The following is a 20,473-nucleotide window of genomic DNA, read 5'->3' on the forward strand; positions in this document are numbered from 1 at the left end:
AAAGAATGAGTGCCAACTCACATACAGTTTGGCACCCATTTTTATTTAAATTTTTAATAGTTCGTAATGGTAATGGAACCCGTTATTCATTAACTCTTCTACTATTTTCCTGTATAACCGAAGATTCTATTATATTACAATTAAGTTACAGATAGATTGTAATTTTAATACGGGGAAGGTAGGAAACCAGAGATGTGGAGGAAAAATCAAGGACTGAGAATGAGCAAGCTTAGTACATTATTGGTCGTTTTGCTGCTGTTCCTTAGCACGTTTACAAACGTTGCTGAAGCGGCGAAACCGGATAAAATTGCACCAACAGCACCATCCAATCTGCGAGCTGCAGATATAACAGATTCGATAGTATCATTAGCTTGGAATAGCTCGGCAGATAATGTAGGGGTTACCGGTTATGAAGTTTACCAGGATAATAGATTAATAGGAAATGTATCCTCGACCACATATTCAGTAAAAAATCTAAATTTTAATACGTCATATAGCTTTTTTGTGAAAGCTCGTGATGCCAAGGGGAATATATCTACATCTAGTAACACGATCAAAGTGGTAACAGCCTCAAAGAATGTGGTAGATTTACCGCCGCAGGTTAGTGAAATTCAGTTGTCGCCTATTGCGGCCGATGGCAAGACGATTAGTGGTACCGTGGGTTTATCTGTTACTGCCAGCGATGACATAGGAATAAGCAAGGTAGAATTTTATAGCAGCAACGGGGGCTATTTAATTCGGACGTTAACATCCGCCCCATACACTGTGAATTGGGCAACGGATCCTTGGGTCCCTGATGGTGAACAGGTTCTGAAAGTAGTCGTCTACGATCTTGCAAACCAAAAGACGGAAGTGACGAAGACAGTAATCGTAAAAAACACAGCAACTCCTCTTCCAATTGATTTTAAAAGAGTTGGTTACTTCACCGGTTGGTCTACCTATTTAAATTTTCAGGTCTACAATATCGATGCAAGTAAGCTTACCCATTTGAACTATGCTTTTGCAAACATATCTGCAGATGGAAAGATTACAGTGGGAGATTCATGGGCTGATATTGAAAAACCCTTTCCCGGCGATACTGCTGAGCAGCCATATAAGGGGAACTTCTATCAGTTAACGAAGCTTAAACAGCAATACCCGCATTTAAAAACGTTAATTTCTGTAGGTGGGTGGACTTGGTCAGAAAGGTTTTCAGATGTTGCACTTACGGAGCAATCACGAACCATCTTTGCTGAAAGCAGTCTTGAATTTATTTTAAAATATGGCTTTGATGGCATCGATCTAGATTGGGAATACCCTGTAGCAGGGGGAGAAGCTGACAATATCAACCGTCCAGAGGACAAGCAGAACTTTACTCTTTTATTAAAGAAAATGAGAGAAGTCCTGGATGCCCAAAGTGCAAAAGATGGGAAAACCTATTTACTTACTATTGCTGCAGGTGCTAGTAAAGGCTACGCGGCGAATACTGAACTAAATTTACTTCACCAGTATGTAGATTATATTCAACTAATGACCTATGATATCCATGGATCTTGGGATACGATCACTGGTATGAATTCTCCGCTTTATCGAGATCCTGAGTCAAGGTTTTATGGGGAGTGGAGTGTTCAGGATGCGGTTCAAACAATTATCAGCAATGGAGTTCCATCAAACAAACTCATTATGGGAATACCTTTTTACGGAAGGGTCTATAATCAAGTAACCAATTCAAATAATGGATTATACCAGCCGTTTTCGGGTGGGGGTTCCTCCATTAGTTATGCCAGTCTAGAAGCGAACTATATAAACAGAAACGGGTTTATTCATTTTTGGGAACCAGATTCAAAAGTGCCTTGGTTGTTTAATGGTTCACAGTTTATCAGTTATGATGATACAGAATCGGTAGGTTATAAAACCTCCTATATTAAATTAAAGGGCTTGGGTGGAGCAATGATGTGGGAACTGAGCCAAGACCCTAATAAAGTCCTATTAACTAAGGTTTATAATGATTTAAAATAGTAGTAAACACAGACCGATTGGCAGGTCTGTGTTTTTTTGACATAGTAATGGACTTTCCTACAAATATGTTGAAAACATTGTTGTAATTTGTGTATGAAATTTCTTTGTAAACGCTTTCTTAATATCCGATAATTATGCTTGTACAAATAAATTTCGGGAGGGGAAATATGTTTAAAAAGACGGCTTTAATCACATTGATGGCAGCAAGTTTGGCATTTCCAATGACCAATATCGAAGCAGCAAAACCAGAGAAACCAGCAGTTGAAAACAAGAACCAAAATCAAGCGACGATTCCATACTACGTCGACGAGTCAAAATTGCCTTTTTCTAGTTTAGAAGGTTATGAGACTGACCGCTACTGGGGAGTACATAAAGGTGCTGGATACCGAATTGAAGTTCCGGAGAATTGGAATGGGGACCTCGTACTCTATGCACATGGTTACCGTGGCCAAGGTTTAGAATTAACGGTAAGTAATCCTACTAACCTACGAAAATACTTACTTGATAACGGCTATGCATGGGCTGCGTCAAGTTACAGCACTAATGGGTATGATGTAGCGCAAGGCGTGAAGGATACCCATGCACTTGGCAGTCTCTTCAATGGAAAGGCAGCTAAACCGTCAAAGACCTATATTACCGGACATTCAATGGGTGGTCATGTCACTGCCGTTCTAGCTGAACAATACGGGAATTCCTATGATGGTGCCTTTCCGATGTGCGGAGTTACCGGTGATACGGAGCTATTCGATTATTTTACAAGCTACAATATTGTAGCCCAAGCTCTTATTGGTATTCCTAAAGGGGAACAGCAATTTCCTGCTAGTGAATCATATGCTACCGTTACGGCACCAAGCATATTAGCACAAATGAATACGAATCCAGTTGTATACCAATCGTTAAAAGCGGTCACAAAAAATTTAACCGGTGGTGAGCGTCCTTTATTTGACGTAGCATTTGAATCTTATAAGGTGTTTTTACTCGGGCAAAACACGATCGATCCAACCTACGGGGTTGCCGCCGGTAACCTTGTAAATACGGTAGATACCGTATACCAATTGGACAATGATCCGAGTCTTTCTGAAGAAGAAATGGCATTAAATGCATCTGTTCTACGTGTTGCAGCTGACCCTCAAACGAAACAGCAGGGATTAACAGGTGTTCCTAAAGTAACTGGAAACATCAAAATTCCAACCCTTGCGATGCATAACATTGGTGATTTGTTCGTGCCATTTAGTATGGAACAAATTTATGCCAAGAGAATTAACGAAAATGGTAAGTCGGATTTATTTGTTCCAAGAGCCATTCGTGCCGTAGGACATTGTGATTTTACCGTAGCAGAGGAAGTGGAAGGGTTCAAAGACCTTGTGAAATGGGTAGAAGAAGGGAAAAAGCCTGAAGGAGACGATATTTTAAATCCGGATGCAGTAGCTGATGATCATTTTGGAACGAAATTTACTAGAGGATACCGTGCTTATGACCCTGAGAGGTACTACAGTCATTAAGTATTCTAAATGAACGATTTAGTTAAAGAATAATTGGTTAAAAGCCCTTGATTAGAGCCTATCAAGGGCTATTTTTTTTATAGATTTGAGCCTCTTTTTTGCAATTTGGTACAAGTACCGTGCCGGAGTTTTCCTTATTTTCATAGCTTAGTTAGTATGAAAAGGGGGAAAAGCAAATGTTTGGATATTCAATGGTACAAATGGTGCGGGCGCATGCAGATAAGCTGGATAAGCCCGTACGTGAAGAGATTTTAAACCTCTATAAGCCATTCAAATGGACACCGTGCTTTTTGCATAATATGTTTCAGAGATTCCTAAAGTTCCAAAAGAAGCTATCCGTTATTATTGAATTCGAGAATGGCTGCTATGAGGCTGGTTGCGATGAAGTAAAAAAAGTTATGAGTAATCATTTCTTTAATAAGGTTAAACGAGATTTTCCTAGAGTTTCATGCTGCAGTGCAGAAGTGACACCAAATGGATTAGAAGAAATGCTTACGAATTGCAGTCATATACGAAAAATTCATTCCAACCGAGAGGTACATGCTTTACTTGACACAGCCGTACCCTCTGCAAATGCTCAGAATGTGACTCGTAACCGTACAGCCCTAACAGGAAAAGGAGTCACTGTTGCAGTTATTGATACAGGAATTTATCCGCATGAGGATTTATCAGGAAGAATCGTAGGTTTTAGGGATTTTATCAATAACAGACCAGACCCATATGATGATAATGGTCATGGAACTCACTGTGCAGGAGATGTAGCTGGAAATGGAGCTGCGTCGGAAGGCAGATACATGGGGCCGGCACCTGAAGCAAATGTAATTGGAGTTAAAGTCTTGAATAAGATGGGTTCAGGCTCACTAGAAACGGTCATGGACGGGGTTGAATGGTGTATTCAAAATAATGAATCAAACCAAGAAAATAGAATAGACATTATTAGCATGTCATTAGGCAGTTCCGCTCAGTCTTATGGTACGGAAAATAATGATCCAATGGTTAAAATAGTGGAAGAAGCATGGGCAGCGGGAATCGTAGTTTGTGTAGCAGCCGGAAATGAAGGTCCAGAATCTGGCACCATTGCAAGTCCTGGAATCAGCGACAGGGTAATAACTGTGGGAGCATTAGATGATCGAAACACGCCTGAAACGAGAAGTGATGATGACGTAGCTGGGTTTTCGAGCAGAGGTCCGACCATCTATAATGTTCAGAAGCCAGACATCCTCGCTCCTGGGGTAAACATTATTTCGTTACGATCACCTAATTCGTATCTGGACAAGCTTCAAAAGTCCAGCAGGGTTGAAAATAACTATTTTGTACTATCAGGGACCTCAATGGCCACGCCAATTTGTGCGGGTATAGTAGCTTTAATGAAGCAGCAAAACCCCAATCAAACACCAGACGATATCAAATACAATCTCTTAAAAGGAGCCGACCTTTGGACGGAAAGAGACCCAAATATATATGGTTCAGGTTATATAAATGCAGAGAACTCCATACCAAACGCATAGCAGGAGGATAGAATTAAAACATGCCAAACTTTAGATAAAAAGGTTTGGCATTCTTTGATTTAAAGACAGTTTCAGACCCCAAAGACCTGTACTTCAAACTTAATAAGTTTGAGAAGCCAAACAGATGTGAAAAATAAAAAGTAAGGTCTTAAAAGAAAACGGAGGACAGTATGATTCAACGATTTCTGTTGCATGTGAAAAATAGTATATGGCTGACACCTAGTTTTTATTGCTTATTTTCTATCATCTTAGCGATTGGAGTTATCACAATTGATACTACCTTTTACAAAGATATTGAAAATGTTTTGCCTGATTTCTTTGTAACAAGTGTGGACCTGGCCCAAACTATATTAGGTGTAATTGCCGGGTCATTGTTAACGATGACAACCATTACGTTTTCTACCATTATGGTTGTATTAACGACCTATTCATCACAATTTTCCCCTAGGACACTAAGGAACTTTGTCACGAATAAAATAACAATGCGGGTTTTAGGGGTTTTCATGGGCGGCTTTGTCTATTCGATTTTTTCACTGCTTTTTATGAAGAGCACAATTGACCACCCGGTGATCTCATCTGGAGTTGGCGTTGTCTTTGCGCTGGTGTGCCTCGCCTTTTTTGCGTACTTTATTCATCATGTGGCGACCTCTATTCAGGTTAGTAATTTAATTGAACAACTAACGAAGGATGTACTTGAAATTGTACGGGCTAAGATTGAGTTAGTAGATCAGAAGAAAAATGTAACGATCGAAAAAGGTAATTATCAAGAGCCATCAGATAGAAAAAAGAGATCTGAAATTCACAGTAAAAAATATGGGTATCTACAGCTTTTAGATTATAACGAATTGTTACGGTTAACGACAGAGCAAGACCATACCATCATTATTAAACAAAAGATCGGTCAATTTATTACGCAGAAAGTTAGTATCTTTACCGTTTACCATCAGGAAGAGAAGATTACAACTGACTATCAAACGATTATTACGGTTGGAAGCGAAAGAACAACAATGCAGGATGAAGAGTTTGCTTTGAAGAAAATCGTCGAAATTACTCTCAGGGCCATTTCACCCGGAATCAATGATCCAAATACAGCGATCGATTGTATCCATCATTTAGGATTCGCCCTAGGCGAGGTAAGTAAGTTGGACGGAACCTTGCTGATTTATCATGATCAAAAAGGGAATGAAAGAGTAATCGTTCCCCAAAAAACATTTGAGGAAATATTATATTCAACCTTCTATCAAATCATCCACTACGGCCGTGAAGACATATCTGTGATCATTGCTATTTTTGAAGCCTTGATGATATTGGTCGAAAACAACCAAAAACAAATTAAACAAACAGTTTGGGGATTCAGTCACTACATACTAGAAGGAGTCGATTTCAACCTTTTAAAACAGCTTGACCAAAAAATCCTCCAAGAAAAACTTACAAAACTAAAAAAACTCTGCGAGCAGGAATGAATTCCGAACGACTATTTAAAAAAGATGGTCGTTTTCATTTTTTCTAGCTGATTTTTAAAAAAGTATTGTAAAACGCTTTCACCGGGTTTATAATTACCATAAACCGATTTAGTAAACCGATTTAGTAAATCGGTTTATCGAATAAACAACAAATTGAAGAACCTGGAGAAGATTTTATGAAAAGGGTTACAATATCAGACGTAGCACAGCTTGCTAATATTTCTAAAAGTACTGTCTCTCAATTTTTAAATAATCGATTTGATTATATGGCCGAGGACACGAAAAAACGTATTGAGGCTGCTATCAAAGAATTAGGGTATCGTCCAAATATTGTGGCACGAAGCTTAAAGCAAAAATCGACCTCAACGATTGGCGTCATCGTCGCGAACATCTTGCATGCTTTTTCAACTCAGGTAATCCGTGCAATTGAAGATATATGCCATTTAAACGATATTCACATCATTGTTTGCAATGCAGATGATGATCCAATAAAAGAAAAAAGATATATTGATATGTTAAGAGCCAAACAGCTAGATGGAATCATCATTTTTCCAACAGGTGAAAATATTGAACTTTATCGTGAAATGGTAGAGGAAAAGTATCCTATCGTGTTTGTCGACCGCCTTGTGCCAGATGTACAGATTCCTTCTGTCATGCTAGACAATGAAAGAGCGGCTGAGCTTGCCGTTCAACACTTGATTGGACAAGGATATGAACGAATTGGTGTAATTACAAATGTTATTCGCAATGTAATGCCAAGGATGGAGCGGATTGAGGGTTACAAAAAGACCTTACAAAGAAATGGAATAGCTGTTAATGAAGGATTTATTAAGAGTTTAGCTGTTGATCATATTCAAGAGGGATTGGAGCAAATGCTTCAGCTTGATCCGCCAATCCAAGCTGTTTTAGCAGGAAATGATCTCACCATGATGGAGATTTTAAAATATGCAAAAAAGCATGATGTGAAGATTCCAGCTGATTTAGCCGTTGTCGGAATTGATGATCTTTCCTTTGCAAGTTTTTATGAACCGGCCTTAACAGTCGTTGCTCAACCAGCAGGCGAAATTGGTAAAAAGGCTGCAGAGCTGTTGCTTAGTAGAATTCAGAAAAAAGAGCCGGAAGAAGAGCAAGATGTATATCGCTTTGAACCGACATTAATCGTACGAAATTCATGTTGAAAAGGGGTGTTTGTGCTATGAATGATGTTATTACTATAGGAGATGCAATGGTCACGTTTCATCCTGCTTCAACAGGACCAATGCGATATGTGCCCTCATTTGAAAGGAAAGTTGGCGGGGCAGAACTGAACGTAGCAATTGGTTGCTCTCGTTTAGGGTTAAAAACTGGATGGATCAGCCGTTTAGGCAATGATGAATTTGGCAGATATATATATAATTTTGTACGTGGTGAAGGGATCGATGTATCGCAATTAGAAATGGTTGATGGCTATCCAACCTCACTGAATTTTAAAGAAATCATGGAAGATGGAAATGGACGAACCTTCTATTATCGTTCCAACTCTCCAACAACTGCCTTAACGATTGAATCTTTGAATGAAGATTATATTAAGAATGCAAGAGTCCTGCATATTACGGGTGTCTTTCCTGCAGTCGACCAAGCGAAAAATATTGAGTTAATCAAGCATGCAATCGTTCTAGCAAAGCAGAATGGCGTCCTTGTATCGTTTGATCCTAATATCCGCCTAAAGCTATGGAGTAAAGAGGAAGCGAGAACAGCACTAAGAGAATTTCTCCCTTATGTGGATATATTCCTAACGGGTGTGGAAGAGGCTGAACTTTTACTAGGGGTAAGTGACCCAAAAGAAATTATTGAAAAGAGCAAAGAGTTTGGGATTTCCTATATCGCTATTAAGCAGGGAGAACAAGGCTCAATTGGGTATCATGAAGGACAGTACCTCGAGGCACCGCCAGTTAAAGCGAAAAAGGTAGTAGATACAGTCGGTGCTGGAGATGGCTTTGATTCAGGCTTTATCTATGGAGTGTTAAATAACTGGCCGCTTGAAAAAACACTACATTTTGCAAATACGATCGGGTCCTTAGTGGTGAGTGTACGTGGTGATAATGAAGGCCTCCCATATTTAGATGATGTACTTGTCCACCTAGGAGAAAAAGAATTCATAGAAAGATAGGGTGAGAGAATGAATCTTCAACTAGCACTTGACCGGTTAACCTGGGAAGAATGTTTTCAGCTTTTAGAGGAGACAAAGGCCTATGTTGATTGGATTGAGGTAGGTACAGGAGTCATTAAGGAATACGGTATGAGCATTGTTAGAGAAATAAAAAAATCGTATCCAGATAAAGTACTTGTCGCAGATATGAAGACATGTGATGCTGGCAGTCATGAAGCGGCTCAAGCCTTTCTAGCAGGCGCAGATATTACAACCGTAATGGCTTTCTCCGCGGATAAAACAATTGAGGATACACTTGAGACCGCAAAAAAATATAACAAGCGCATCATGATTGATCTGTTAGGGGTTACAGACCGTCATCGAATTGTGGAATTACAACAGCTGGGTGTTGATCTTGTCAGCCTACACTTTGGAAAGGATATGCAAAAGCAAGGAGAACTTGGTGCTGAGCAATTCTCATTAACCGAAGGCTTTATCAATCTGGAAGTGGCTACAGCAGGAGGAATCAGCCTTGCATCCCTGCCAAAGGTTGTTGAAACAAGACCTGATACGATTATTGTCGGCAGTGCGATTACAAAGGCGGAAAATCCTAGCGAAGCTGCTGCTGCAATGAAAGGAATGTTAAATAAATGAAATCGATTATAAATACAGTTGCAAATGAAATAACAACGGTTCTAGCAAATGTCATTGACGAGGAAGCAAGTCACTTATCTAAGCTCCTCTGCGAAGCAAAACGAATCTTCGTTTACGGAGAAGGCCGTTCCGGACTAATGGGTAAGGCGTTTGCGATGCGTCTGATGCATGGAGGCTTTCCGGTCTATGTAATTGGTGAAACGGTGACACCGAGTATTGAGGCAGATGACTTATTAGTCGCTATTTCCGGATCAGGGTCAACAGGGGCAATCTTACAATATGCGGCCAAATCGAAAGAGCTGGGTGCGAAAGTGTTTCTTGTAACAACAAACCGTGAATCAAAAATAGCTGAGATTTGTGACGGAATCCTCGTGATTCCAGCTGCTACTAAGTATAGAAGAGCTAGCGAACCAACAACGATTCAACCATTGGGTAACCAATTTGATCAATCCGTACATCTTGTCCTAGATGCCATTATCATTGGTACACTGCAAACGGAAGATACAGAAGCGGCTTATGATGAGATGACGAAACGACATACAAACTTAGAATAGAAATTTAATAGGAGGTGCAGGGTAAGGTGAATGTAATCGAGTTTATAAAAGCACATCCAATTGTCGCTGTAATAAGAGAAGCGACTCCTGACAATATAGTTCCAATTGTAAAGGCTTTATATAATGGCGGGGTTAAGGTAGTAGAAATTACTGCAGAAACACCAAAAGTCATGACTATGATTGAAATGGTAACAGACGAGCTTGGAGATCGAGTTTTAGTCGGGGCAGGAACGGTTTTAGACCCTGAGACAGCTAGAGCGGCAATTATGGCCGGAAGTAAATTTATTGTGTCTCCTTCACTAAATGTTGAGACAGTTAAGATGACGAAACGCTATGGTGTAGTTAGCATACCAGGTGCACTGACACCTACAGAAATTATAACGGCTTACGAGCATGGTGCGGATATGATTAAAGTGTTTCCTGCCAATGCTTTTGGTCCAGGTTACGTCAAAAATATCCACGGTCCATTCCCATATATACCTTTAATGGTCACAGGGGGAATAAACCCATCTAATGTGAATGACTATCTTGGAAATGGCGCTTTAGCTGCTGGAGTAGGAAGTAATTTAGTAAATCCAAAAAATTTAATTAGTGAGACGGATTATCTTACTCTCACTGAAAAGGCACGCGAATACACAAACACACTTAAAAACTAGGAGGAACAAAAAATGAAAAAAATATTCTCATTATCATTTGTATTACTTTTAGCTTTATCAGTAGTTTTAGCAGGCTGTGGCAAAGAAGAAACGGGAACAAGCGGTGAGGGTGAAGAAAAAAAGATTAAAATCATTGCTGCTCATAACCAAACATCACCTGATAACCCATACCAAGTTGGATTACTAGAATTTAAGAAGGTTGCAGAAGAAAAATCAAACGGTTCCATTGAAGTAGAAGTACATGCAGGAACAATCGGAACAGAGGAATCAGAATTAGTAGAAAAGCTTAAATTAGGTGCGGCAGATGTTGTATTAGTATCTCCTGGATTTATGACACAAACTGGAATCAAAGAAATCGATTTGTTAGCGTTACCATACCTATTTGATAGCTATGAGCACTGGGAAAAGGTTGTAGACGGTGAAGTGGGCGAAGAAATGGCAAAGTTGGTTAAAGATAAGTCAAATAATGATTTCAAAATCGTTGGCTACTGGTCTGCTGGTGTAAGACATTACTATGGTAAAAAGCCAATTGAGAAAATGGAAGACTTAAAAGGTATGACAATCAGAACACAAACTTCAGGTGTAGTAGCTGATTATTGGAAACAAGTTGGAACAATCCCTACTTCTATTGCATGGGGAGAATTATACCAAGCATTACAACAAAACGTTGTAGATTCATCTGAAAATTCATATCCATATTTCATTCAACAAAATCATCATAAGACAAAAAATGGTCAATACATTACGGAAACAGGACATGATTACACAACAAGATTCTTATTAGTTAACGGTAAAAAGTTTGATCAATATTCAAAAGCACAGCAAGAGATTATTTTAGAGGCAGCAAAAGCTTCTGTTGAAGCAGAAAGAGCTTCTGTATTAGCGCAAGAAGATGAGTATAAACAAGCTGCTATTGCGGATGGTGCAATTGTGAACGAAATCGACAGAACACCATTTATTAAATTGGCAGAACCAATGCAGGTTAAGGCTGCAGAGGCAATGGGTGCAACGCAATTATTTGAAAAGATTAGAGACCTAAAATAAATAAAATAGTTAAAGGGAAGATGAGCAGTAAGATCTTCCCTTTACTTTAAATAGGAGGGTGACGATAAGCGTGATAAAGATTCTCGAGAGAATACAACTAGGTATCGGTGTTTTAAGCTTATCGATTTTTATTGTTGCTATTATGATTCAAATTGTCACCAGACATCTGGGAATTGCAGTTATCTGGACAGAAGAAGTGGCCAATTATTCATTCATCTGGTCAGTATTTATGGGTGCATCTGTCATGGTGAACAGAAAAGAGCATTTTAGCTTTGATATGTTAGCAAAAAAGCTTGCTGGAAAATCAAGAACAACGTTAATTATCGTTATTGATACGATTATTTTGGTGTTTGCTCTATCCCTTCTCAATTACGGAATTGAAGTGGTCCAAAATTTCTGGAATTATAACTGGGCATCATTACCAGCAATGAAAATGGGCTATGTTTGGATTTCTATCCCCATTATGGGACTGACTATGAGCATTTATTGTATTAACCACTTAATCACTAGCATCAAAGAATTCAGAGGAAAGGGGGCTAACGTATGATTGGGATTATACTCGTTTTCTTATTTCTAGTCCTTATGTTTATTGGTGTACCAATCGCCTTTGTTATCGGAATTACCGCACTTCTAGGGATTATTTCTGTTCCGTATATCCCTGAGCTTACCGTTCCGATGAAAATGCTAAATGGAATCGATTCATTCGTTTTGCTTGCCGTTCCATTGTTTATCTTGGCAGCTAATTTGATGAATAGTGGAAAAATCTCGCAAAAGCTGATTGACCTTTCATTAGGAATAGTCGGCCATATCCGCGGCGGATTAGGCCATGCAAATATCCTTGTTTCTATGATCTTTGCAGGTGTTTCTGGTGCTGCTCAGGCAGATACAGCCGGAGTAGGTAAAATTCTTATTCCAAATATGAAAAAGCAAGGCTATGATACCGAAACGGCTGTTGGAGTTACAGCTGCATCGTCGACAATCGGTGTCGTCATTCCACCAAGTATTCCAATGATTATTTTTGCAGGCTTAACAAATGCTTCTGTTGGAGCGCTATTCTTGGGGGGAATTGTCCCTGGTGTTTTAATCGGCTTAGGAATGATGCTTTACCTTTATTTGAGAGCGGTAAAAAAAGGCTATCCAAAGTCAGACAGAGTGAAGCTTAAGGTATTTTTGAAATTAGTTTATGAAACGGTCCCAGCCCTGATTACACCCATCATTATCATCGGTGGAATTATTTCTGGGTTCTTTACAGCAACAGAAGCGGCGGCAGTGGCATCTGTGTATACTTTGTTAATTAGTATGTTCTTCTATAAAACATTGAAATTATCAGATCTTCCTAAAATCCTTACAGACACACTTGCATTAAGTTCTCTATCCCTTTTTGCTCTAGCTGCTGCAAGTGCACTTGGAGAACTGATGAGTTACTATCAATTGGCGACAGTAGCGCAGGATTTCTTTGCTAATCATGTAGGGACAAAATGGTTATTTATCTTAATCATTATCCTTTTCTTCTTATTTATCGGTACATTTATGGATGCGATTCCGGCAATGATTTTGTTCGTTCCAGTTATTTTACCTACAGCTACCATGTTTGGTATGGATGCAGTTCATTTAGGGCTGATTGTTGTTATCACGTTAGCAATCGGACTCGTTACACCGCCATATGGACTATGTTTATTATTGGCTGCGAAGATAGGAGATTTAAGCATCGAGCGGTCATTTGCAGCAGTAGCACCATATTTATTAATTGTTTTAGTCGTTCTTCTCTTTGTAGCATTTTTTCCAGATATCGCATTCTATTTGCCAAAAATGCTTAATCCAGGGTTATTCTAAAGAAATCTATGTTAATTAATAATGGTGATTTTTACGAAATTCGCTCCCTTTCCGCGGGCGTTCCGGGGAGCCTCCTCGGCGCTAAAGCGCCTGTGGGGTCTCCCCAGACCCGTACTCCCGCAGGACATTGAATAAGCTTCCTCGAATCAGCCCACGCACGAAGGAAATGCGATAGCATTTTCGAGGAGTCTCGCGGATTTCATAAAAATCGTTCAAGATCAGAGAAGTTTATCATCAAGGAGGACATCATGGTAAAAAGAGAAATTTTAAGCAGTGAAGGTTCAATGATGCTGGTAAAGGTTCATCTGGCGGAAGGGTTTTTCGGAGATCCAGACAAGCATCCAGAAGAGCAAATCAGCTATATTGAAAAAGGAAAAGTAGAATTTGAAGTGAATGGTGAAAAGAGAATTCTAACGGTTGGAGACAAACAATATATTCCACCAAACGTTGAACATCGCGTGAGAGTTATAGAGGAATGTGTGATACTTGATATGTTCAGTCCGATTCGTAAGGATTTACTCGAAAAATAATAGTTAGGGAGAGGGATAAAATCCTCTCCCTATTTTTATTTACGGATTACTTTTACTTCATCTTCTCCGCCAATGATTATGGTGTCAGTCATTCCAATAAAAAGGCCTGTTTCGACTACTCCCAATAAAAGCTTTAATTTCTGATGAAGCTCTTCAGGGTTAGCTATCGACTGAAAATCACAATCTACTATATAGTTTCCGTTATTAGAGATGAAAACTGTATCATCCCTCTTTCTAAGGACCGGGGTGGCTCCGAGCTTTGCGATCCTTTGAGCCGTTACTTCCCAGCCAAATGGTACCACTTCTACAGGAAGGGGAAATCTCCCTAGCTGTGAAACCATTTTGGACTCATCTGCAATGATAATCAGCTTTTTGGCAGCGGCATTGACGAGCTTCTCACGTAATAGGGAACCGCCGCCTCCCTTGGTCAAATTAAAATCAGGATCAATTTCATCAGCTCCATCGATCGCCAAATCAAGAGTTTGGATCTGAGCAAAATCGGTCAGGGGAATATTAAATTCATTTGCCCATCCCTCTGTCCGTTTTGAGGAGGGTATCCCTTTAATGTTTAACCCCTGCTCCACTAACTCACCTAGTCTTTTTAACAGCCAATAGACGGTTGATCCTGAACCTAAGCCAATGACCATTCCATCCTTAATAAACTCTGCAGCCTTTTCACCAGCCGCTATTTTTCTTGGATCTGAAGAGAATTTTTCCAATGGAAGCACCTCACTTTTCTCCTATTATATCACCAAAAATCAGGTGACAAATTTCTACCCGAAATTAATATGGAATTCTTAAGTTTCGGGCAATAGTAAGGGTTTTAATCAAACGTTTAATTAGTAGGAATTCGTGTTAAATGCTGTAGATTTCTAGTTTTTATACGGGAACGTTGAAGATTATTACTAGAGTGCTAGTTAATTATCGACGTTTTTTTTAATATAAAAGTCCTAGAAAACCTTTAATATCAGTGTTTTTTTCATTTCTAATCAAACGTTTATTTAATAAAATAACTATTAATCAAACGTTTGATTGAAACTGCCGTTAAGCCTGTCAATATAGGTTTTTCTCTATCTAAAAGGCAAAAAAATTGTCAAACGATGACGACATTGGAAATGCAAGTTTTGGTGACAGGCACCGCCCGTGGACAAAACACCTCTTTTGTACGCCAGGCGTGGACAGTTGTATAAAAGGTTAAAAGACTAGGGAGAGAGTCCTCTAGTCTTTTAATGATTTTGTGTTTACTTAGGCGGCGGGACTTAGTTGTTGTTGTTTTCTCCGATACACTACTTTTGATAATATGACACTGCATTCGTATAAGAAGATTAACGGGACGATGACCAACACATCAGATAAGAAATCTGGAGGAGTAATCAGCACGGCGGTTACAATTAATCCAAAATAGGAGTATTTCCGCATCTTTTGTAGCCGGTATGGATTCAAAACTCCAAGGGTCGTTAGGAACATGATGACAACAGGCAACTCAAATAAGAATCCAAATGGTAGAGTCATATGCAGTAAGAACTGAAAATATTTTTTCGTTGTAAAGAAGGTCATAAACAAATCTTCTGATAGAGATAACAGAAACTTAAATACAATTGGGAAGATGACAAAGTAGCCGAAGCAGATGCCAATGATAAATAATAGAAACAATGCTGGAATATAGGCCAGTGTTGCTTTTCTCTCACTTTCTTTCAATGCAGGCCGAACAAACCGCCAAACTTGATACGCGACCATTGGAATCGTTCCCGACATGGCAAAGACACTAGAAAGCAATAAATACACCCATAATATATCACTCGGACCTAAAATCGCGAGTTTCACTTCTAAATCTTGAACAAGCCAGTTATAAAGATCCTGTATATAGATGAAAGAAAGAATGAAAAACAAGATAAAGGTACCTAAGATGAAAATAAGACGTTTCCGTAACTCTTCTAAATGTCCGGTTAAGTCCAAATCACGCTGCTCCATTATTGCCCTCCTTTAGTAAAAAGGAGATGTAAGCACCGACTGCTTACATCTCCTGACTCATTTAGTTTAACTGTTTTTCCTCTTTGTCCTTCGACTTGCTACTAGTATCCATCTCATCATCAGATACTAGTTCGCGTGTGGATTTTTTAAATTCCTTTAATGTTGAACCAACTGCACGACCCAGTTCTGGTAATTTAGAGGGCCCGAAAATAATTAAGGCAATGACAAGAACGAGAATTAATCCAGGAATACCGATGTTTTGCAGCATGTATAATCCCTCCTTTTAAATAGCTTCTTTTGCTTTTTTCCTTTTATGAACGTAATTAAAAAGCTTATAGTTGGCGGTACAGCTACAAAATTGGCAAGTGGAGCTGATACTTTCTTCCTCCGTTACTTTCCGTACATGAGGAATAAATACAATTTTTAAAGCATCCTTTACATGTTTGGAGCAAACTAAAACCATCAAATATAACCCCTTCCACTGCATAGATTACTTAATTGCATCGAAAGCCAAGCCTATTTGAAGCTTCCACCTTGCACTGCAACTAAACAAGAACGCCCAAAGGAATAACCTGGGTAGGGATTCCATGTATCAGGATGCTGTACGTCTAAGAATAATGTACGTTCGTCAGGTGTTAACCACGGACCGGTCACTTCACAGCCTTTTGGACCTGATGCAAATTGCTGTGGAATTCCATAGTTTTTTCCGTCTGTTGGGATCATAAACACACCACAGTTTTTATAGGAAGCATACACATTTGTTTCGGTTGCACCATAATCTTCTACAACCCAGAGGTTCCCCTTGCTGTCGAAGTGAAGATTATCTGGGCAGGTAATACCGCTTTGCTGCCCGCCGGCAATAAACACTTCAAATGTAAACGAATCACTTGCGTGGTCTCCGCCCGATGGAACAAATCGAACAATTTGTCCATGAAAATTCCCATGTCCAGAACTATTCGTTAATGCTAAAAAGACAGTACCGTCAATTGGATGAATTTCCACATCCTCAGGACGATCTAATTTCGTCCCGCCCACCACTTTAGCGGCTGAACGTGCATTTGTTAGCACATCTGCCTGGTCGGCAAATTGACTTTGAAGTGCCGCATTAGAGACATAATCAAGTGCAATCCATTGCTGCCTGCTAAGGTTTGCGACATATAATGTTCCGTTTTCGAGAATATCGAAATTTGATTCACGATTTGCTGGATTAAATTTCTTGCTGCTGATGAATTTGTAGAAGCATTCATCACCCTTATCATCTCCCATATAAACCACCACTCGGCCATCATTGGTCAAGCCCATTGCTGTATTTTCATGGGCAAAGCGTCCAAGAGCGGTATGCTTGCGAACAGGTTTAGCCGGATCAAACGGATCAACCTCCACAACCCAGCCGTAATGACTATTATCGAAGTTCGGCCAGCCATACGAGCTGCCGTATTCTGTATTTTCCTCGCAGGATAATGCTGTATTCCAAAGGGTTCTGCCCCCGCTGCAGTTTCCTAATGAGCCAATTACTTGAGTGGCACCATTTACTGCCTTGCTTCCACGTGCAGGGCCAGTTAACTCGATAGGAGTGGTCCCGTCAACACGGCGATTATATGTATCATCTTGTAGGAGTTTCCATTCGCCTTTTTCTTTTTTAACGTGAATGACGGAGCCGCCGACTGCTTCTTTTTCCAGTTTAAGGAGCTCAGGATAGTTTGCTAGATTCTCTTTTTTAAAAGTAGACGGGTTAATTCCCAGCATGGTCATATAGTTCCCTGGTTCTGGGAACTCGTGATTCACCCAGATGAGGCCCTCTTCTGAATTGGTTCCTCCTTTTAAACTATCAATTGGAAAATAGACTGTAAGGTCTGCAGCATCTCCAAATCTTTCGCCTTTGGAGTTAATGACATCACCATAAGAAGCAATAATATTGTAGTGGTATCCGTTTGGCAGCACTAGTTCATTTTCCCATGTGCGACTAACTGGTTTGAATGGTGTAGTTAGCGGCTTGCCTTTGCCAGATGGTTGTCCATTCATTAAATGATCTGCAGTCATTGCGTTTCCAGTTAATGCTCCAATTCCAGATGATGCAGCAACTAATGCAGCCGTACTGCTTCCTACATAAGTTAAAAATAAACGGCGATCCATAATCATTCTCCCCTTTTGAGTGGTTTGTCCTTACAGTTATGATTATAGGTAAGCACCATACTAATGTTAATTAAGGGAGTGTAAAGAATTGTTAAGAAAATTTAAACTATTTTAAGATATGGTAAATTTAGGTTGACGCGGTCAGAACGATAGTATTTTGTTCGTATTTTATAACTTAGCCTTAATTTGCAGAAGGTTGATTATTGTAAAATGTAGGGCAATAGTGTAAAATTACACTAAATAACATTTGGCATTGGAGTGGTTGCTTTGAAGACAAAAATCCCGTTATTGTTAGTGTATTATGGTGTAATTCCATTGGGGCTTTCTTTTTTCGCCTTTATTCCCTTGTTTGATAGTTTACTGCTTACTTCCATAATTCCTTTAAGTATTGGGGGAGTAATCGTTGGAATTCTAGCTAGCAGAAAACTAGAAAGACAGAATGAGTTAAGGGGACTGTTTACATTTTTCTTATACCCGCTTACATATACGATCCTGTTATGGGCCATATTCATGCTGATCAGCGGTGGCTTTTCCGGTGCAGAAGCCTGGTTATTTTATTGCCTGCTTCACCTGCCGCTTGCTCCGCTTTATTTTATTGCGGGGCTAATGGGTGAGGGGAGATTGTTTTTTGGGGCACCCTTAGCCTATGAGCTTTCATTTTTGATAGGAGCATTGGTAACGCTGGTTATGAAGAAACGACTTCCTAATATCAGCAAGAAACAAATTCTTTCAATATCAGTTGTTTTGATTCTAGCGCTAGGAACGGGGGCAGGTATTCAGTGGCAGAGAAGTAAGACGGTTCTCTCGCCCTATGGGTTTGAATATGGAGGTGGATATTCGTCAACAGATTTATCGCCATATGAAGTGACGAATTCAAATAATAGACTCCCTAAATTAGAATCAGCTGCTACCTTTACGATCGATGAATTCGGCAAAATGCCTGTATTAGATGGGGCAGAAGCGGCCTTTCCTGTCTACTCTGCTTTTGCCAACGCTGTATATGAAGATATCAGTAGAGTGAATCTCGAAGAAAAAGAGATTGTTAGTTTTACTAATACCATATATGCCTTTGAGCGTCTGATAACTGGAGAGGTGGATATCTACTTTGGGGCAGAACCATCGAAAGAGCAGCAGGCAATGGCAAATGCTGCTGGGAAAGAACTTGTGATGACACCAATAGGGAAGGAAGCATTTGTGTTCTTTGTTAATCCGAAGAATAAGGTGGATAGTCTAACGGTAGAAGAAATACAAGGAATTTATGCCGGAAAAATAACAAACTGGTCAGATTTAGAGGGTAACAGGGAGCGGATTGTACCGTTTCAGCGACCCAAGAATTCAGGTAGTCAAACCCTTTTGGAAAAAATAATGGGGGAGACGGCGATTATGACGCCGCTTAAGGAAGAGGTCTCTGCAGGAATGGGTGGTATCATTGAGCAGGTAGCGGATTATCGAAACTATGATAATGCAATAGGGTTCTCATTTCGCTTCTTTGCTACTGGAATGAACCCCAACCCCGACATTAAACTGCTCGCCATTAATGGGACCCTGCCGAATCCTGAAAATATCTCAAGCGGCCAATATCCGTTTACGGCCAATTTATATGCGATTACCGTAAAAGATAATCCGAACGAGGAAATCGAACCATTTCTTAATTGGATGAAAGGGCCACAGGGCCAAGAAATCATAGAGAAGATCGGATATATTAGAATGAATAAGTAAAGTAGAAGAGTAACTTCATTTTGGATGAAGTTACTCTTTTATATTTATGAAAAAGTCGGAGGTACGGCTGAGAAGAATGCACAAATAAAGTAATAAAGGAATATTTTATTGCTCTGGGTGATCTCATTTACATAATAGTAGGAGAAAAACCTAAACGAATTTGATTAGGTTTTTTCTTTCTATAAAAGGATGCCTCTTTTATATAGAAAGATTCGATTATATATTTTAATTTATCATCTGTTATTTTATTTTTTAAAAAAAGGGGTTGATTTTATATGATTATGATAGTAGTATAGTAATCCTGAGTCGAAAACATATTTAGTTTGTTTCTTCTTAGGGATTTAATAGGTGATTGACAACATGGTCATTATGAATTAGAATAAGTTTCTGTCCTAATTCAAAAAAAGTTTTTAAAAAAATGTTTGACATCACAAAATGATTTATGTTATATTATTAAAGTCGCCTACGAGCGATATGCGAAATTGTTCTTTGAAAACTAAACAAACAAAAAAGTCAACAAACAATATTTTTGCTTCTTAATTGAAGTGAAGCCAACGTAACAAATGAGCTATATCAACTTTCATGGAGAGTTTGATCCTGGCTCAGGACGAACGCTGGCGGCGTGCCTAATACATGCAAGTCGAGCGAATCTTGAGGTGCTTGCACCTCTTGGTTAGCGGCGGACGGGTGAGTAACACGTGGGCAACCTGCCTGTAAGACTGGGATAACATCGGGAAACCGATGCTAATACCGGATAATCCTTTTCCTCTCATGAGGGAA

The 20,473-nt window shown here is 39.5% G+C and carries 18 protein-coding genes and 1 rRNA gene; 15 read left to right on the forward strand and 4 right to left on the reverse strand.

The genetic code is table 11. The features are described 5' to 3' along the window. Nucleotides 1–192 precede the first annotated feature (192 nt). The 13 genes from BTR25_RS06945 to BTR25_RS07005 all read left to right on the forward strand — a co-directional run bounded on the left by BTR25_RS06945 (nucleotide 193) and on the right by BTR25_RS07005 (nucleotide 13,870). Nucleotides 193–1,998 carry a glycosyl hydrolase family 18 protein gene (locus BTR25_RS06945; RefSeq protein WP_075687334.1) on the forward strand — a complete coding sequence of 602 codons (1,806 nt, stop codon included), beginning with the start codon at nucleotides 193–195 and terminating at the stop codon, nucleotides 1,996–1,998. Nucleotides 1,999–2,165: 167 nt separating this feature from the next. Continuing rightward, entirely contained in the window at nucleotides 2,166–3,500 is a 1,335-nt protein-coding gene (locus tag BTR25_RS06950; protein ID WP_075687335.1) for an alpha/beta hydrolase family protein, read from the forward strand. Between the two features lie 176 nt (nucleotides 3,501–3,676). After that, entirely contained in the window at nucleotides 3,677–5,008 is a 1,332-nt protein-coding gene (locus BTR25_RS06955) for a S8 family peptidase (RefSeq protein WP_075687336.1), read from the forward strand. 170 nt (nucleotides 5,009–5,178) lie between these two features. After that, nucleotides 5,179–6,471 (forward strand): DUF2254 domain-containing protein, encoded by a 1,293-nt coding sequence (locus BTR25_RS06960; RefSeq protein ID WP_083652258.1) that lies wholly within the window; start codon nucleotides 5,179–5,181, stop codon nucleotides 6,469–6,471. 176 nt (nucleotides 6,472–6,647) lie between these two features. After that, nucleotides 6,648–7,649, forward strand: coding sequence for a LacI family DNA-binding transcriptional regulator (locus tag BTR25_RS06965; RefSeq protein WP_075687337.1), 1,002 nt, complete (start codon nucleotides 6,648–6,650; stop codon nucleotides 7,647–7,649). Between the two features lie 17 nt (nucleotides 7,650–7,666). Beyond that, complete coding sequence (locus tag BTR25_RS06970) at nucleotides 7,667–8,620, forward strand: sugar kinase (protein WP_075687338.1); 954 nt, start codon at nucleotides 7,667–7,669, stop codon at nucleotides 8,618–8,620. Nucleotides 8,621–8,629: 9 nt separating this feature from the next. After that, nucleotides 8,630–9,253: a 3-hexulose-6-phosphate synthase gene (gene hxlA / locus BTR25_RS06975; protein ID WP_075687339.1), complete on the forward strand. Its 624-nt coding sequence runs from the start codon at nucleotides 8,630–8,632 to the stop codon at nucleotides 9,251–9,253. Continuing rightward, on the forward strand, nucleotides 9,250–9,807 hold the full coding sequence (hxlB, locus tag BTR25_RS06980; protein ID WP_075687340.1) for a 6-phospho-3-hexuloisomerase: 558 nt from the start codon (nucleotides 9,250–9,252) through the stop codon (nucleotides 9,805–9,807). The genes hxlA and hxlB overlap by 4 nt, the downstream gene beginning before the upstream one ends. Before the next feature lie 26 nt (nucleotides 9,808–9,833). Further along, entirely contained in the window at nucleotides 9,834–10,463 is a 630-nt protein-coding gene (locus BTR25_RS06985; protein WP_075687341.1) for a bifunctional 4-hydroxy-2-oxoglutarate aldolase/2-dehydro-3-deoxy-phosphogluconate aldolase, read from the forward strand. A 12-nt stretch (nucleotides 10,464–10,475) separates the two neighbouring features. Further along, nucleotides 10,476–11,507 (forward strand): TRAP transporter substrate-binding protein, encoded by a 1,032-nt coding sequence (locus BTR25_RS06990; RefSeq protein WP_075687342.1) that lies wholly within the window; start codon nucleotides 10,476–10,478, stop codon nucleotides 11,505–11,507. A gap of 70 nt (nucleotides 11,508–11,577) precedes the next feature. Beyond that, nucleotides 11,578–12,054 (forward strand): TRAP transporter small permease, encoded by a 477-nt coding sequence (locus BTR25_RS06995; protein ID WP_075687343.1) that lies wholly within the window; start codon nucleotides 11,578–11,580, stop codon nucleotides 12,052–12,054. Beyond that, a complete protein-coding gene (locus tag BTR25_RS07000) occupies nucleotides 12,051–13,340 on the forward strand; it encodes a TRAP transporter large permease (RefSeq protein WP_175596710.1) in 1,290 nt (429 codons plus the stop codon). The genes BTR25_RS06995 and BTR25_RS07000 overlap by 4 nt, the downstream gene beginning before the upstream one ends. A gap of 248 nt (nucleotides 13,341–13,588) precedes the next feature. Next, complete coding sequence (locus tag BTR25_RS07005; RefSeq protein WP_075687344.1) at nucleotides 13,589–13,870, forward strand: cupin domain-containing protein; 282 nt, start codon at nucleotides 13,589–13,591, stop codon at nucleotides 13,868–13,870. Between the two features lie 35 nt (nucleotides 13,871–13,905). Here the strand turns inward: BTR25_RS07005 and rpiA are convergent, their stop codons facing one another. From rpiA to BTR25_RS07030, 4 genes are all read right to left on the reverse strand, one after another. Further along, nucleotides 13,906–14,598: a ribose-5-phosphate isomerase RpiA gene (rpiA, locus tag BTR25_RS07010; RefSeq protein WP_303046817.1), complete on the reverse strand. Its 693-nt coding sequence runs from the start codon at nucleotides 14,596–14,598 to the stop codon at nucleotides 13,906–13,908. A gap of 517 nt (nucleotides 14,599–15,115) precedes the next feature. Beyond that, nucleotides 15,116–15,841: a twin-arginine translocase subunit TatC gene (gene tatC / locus BTR25_RS07015; protein ID WP_075687345.1), complete on the reverse strand. Its 726-nt coding sequence runs from the start codon at nucleotides 15,839–15,841 to the stop codon at nucleotides 15,116–15,118. A 61-nt stretch (nucleotides 15,842–15,902) separates the two neighbouring features. After that, entirely contained in the window at nucleotides 15,903–16,109 is a 207-nt protein-coding gene (locus tag BTR25_RS07020; RefSeq protein ID WP_075687346.1) for a twin-arginine translocase TatA/TatE family subunit, read from the reverse strand. A 248-nt stretch (nucleotides 16,110–16,357) separates the two neighbouring features. Next, a complete protein-coding gene (locus BTR25_RS07030) occupies nucleotides 16,358–17,974 on the reverse strand; it encodes a PhoX family protein (protein ID WP_254842644.1) in 1,617 nt (538 codons plus the stop codon). A gap of 267 nt (nucleotides 17,975–18,241) precedes the next feature. On the opposite strand from BTR25_RS07030, the gene BTR25_RS07035 reads away from it, so the two are divergent. Both BTR25_RS07035 and BTR25_RS07040 read left to right on the forward strand, forming a co-directional pair. Beyond that, the gene (locus tag BTR25_RS07035) at nucleotides 18,242–19,693 is read left to right on the forward strand and encodes a substrate-binding domain-containing protein (protein ID WP_139311189.1); all 1,452 of its coding nucleotides are present in this window, start codon (nucleotides 18,242–18,244) and stop codon (nucleotides 19,691–19,693) included. Nucleotides 19,694–20,272: 579 nt separating this feature from the next. Continuing rightward, nucleotides 20,273–20,473 (forward strand): 16S ribosomal RNA (locus BTR25_RS07040); the annotation flags it as partial.

This window comes from Bacillus sp. MRMR6, assembly GCF_001940785.1.
In the GTDB taxonomy this organism is placed as follows: Bacteria; Bacillota; Bacilli; order Bacillales; family Cytobacillaceae; genus Neobacillus.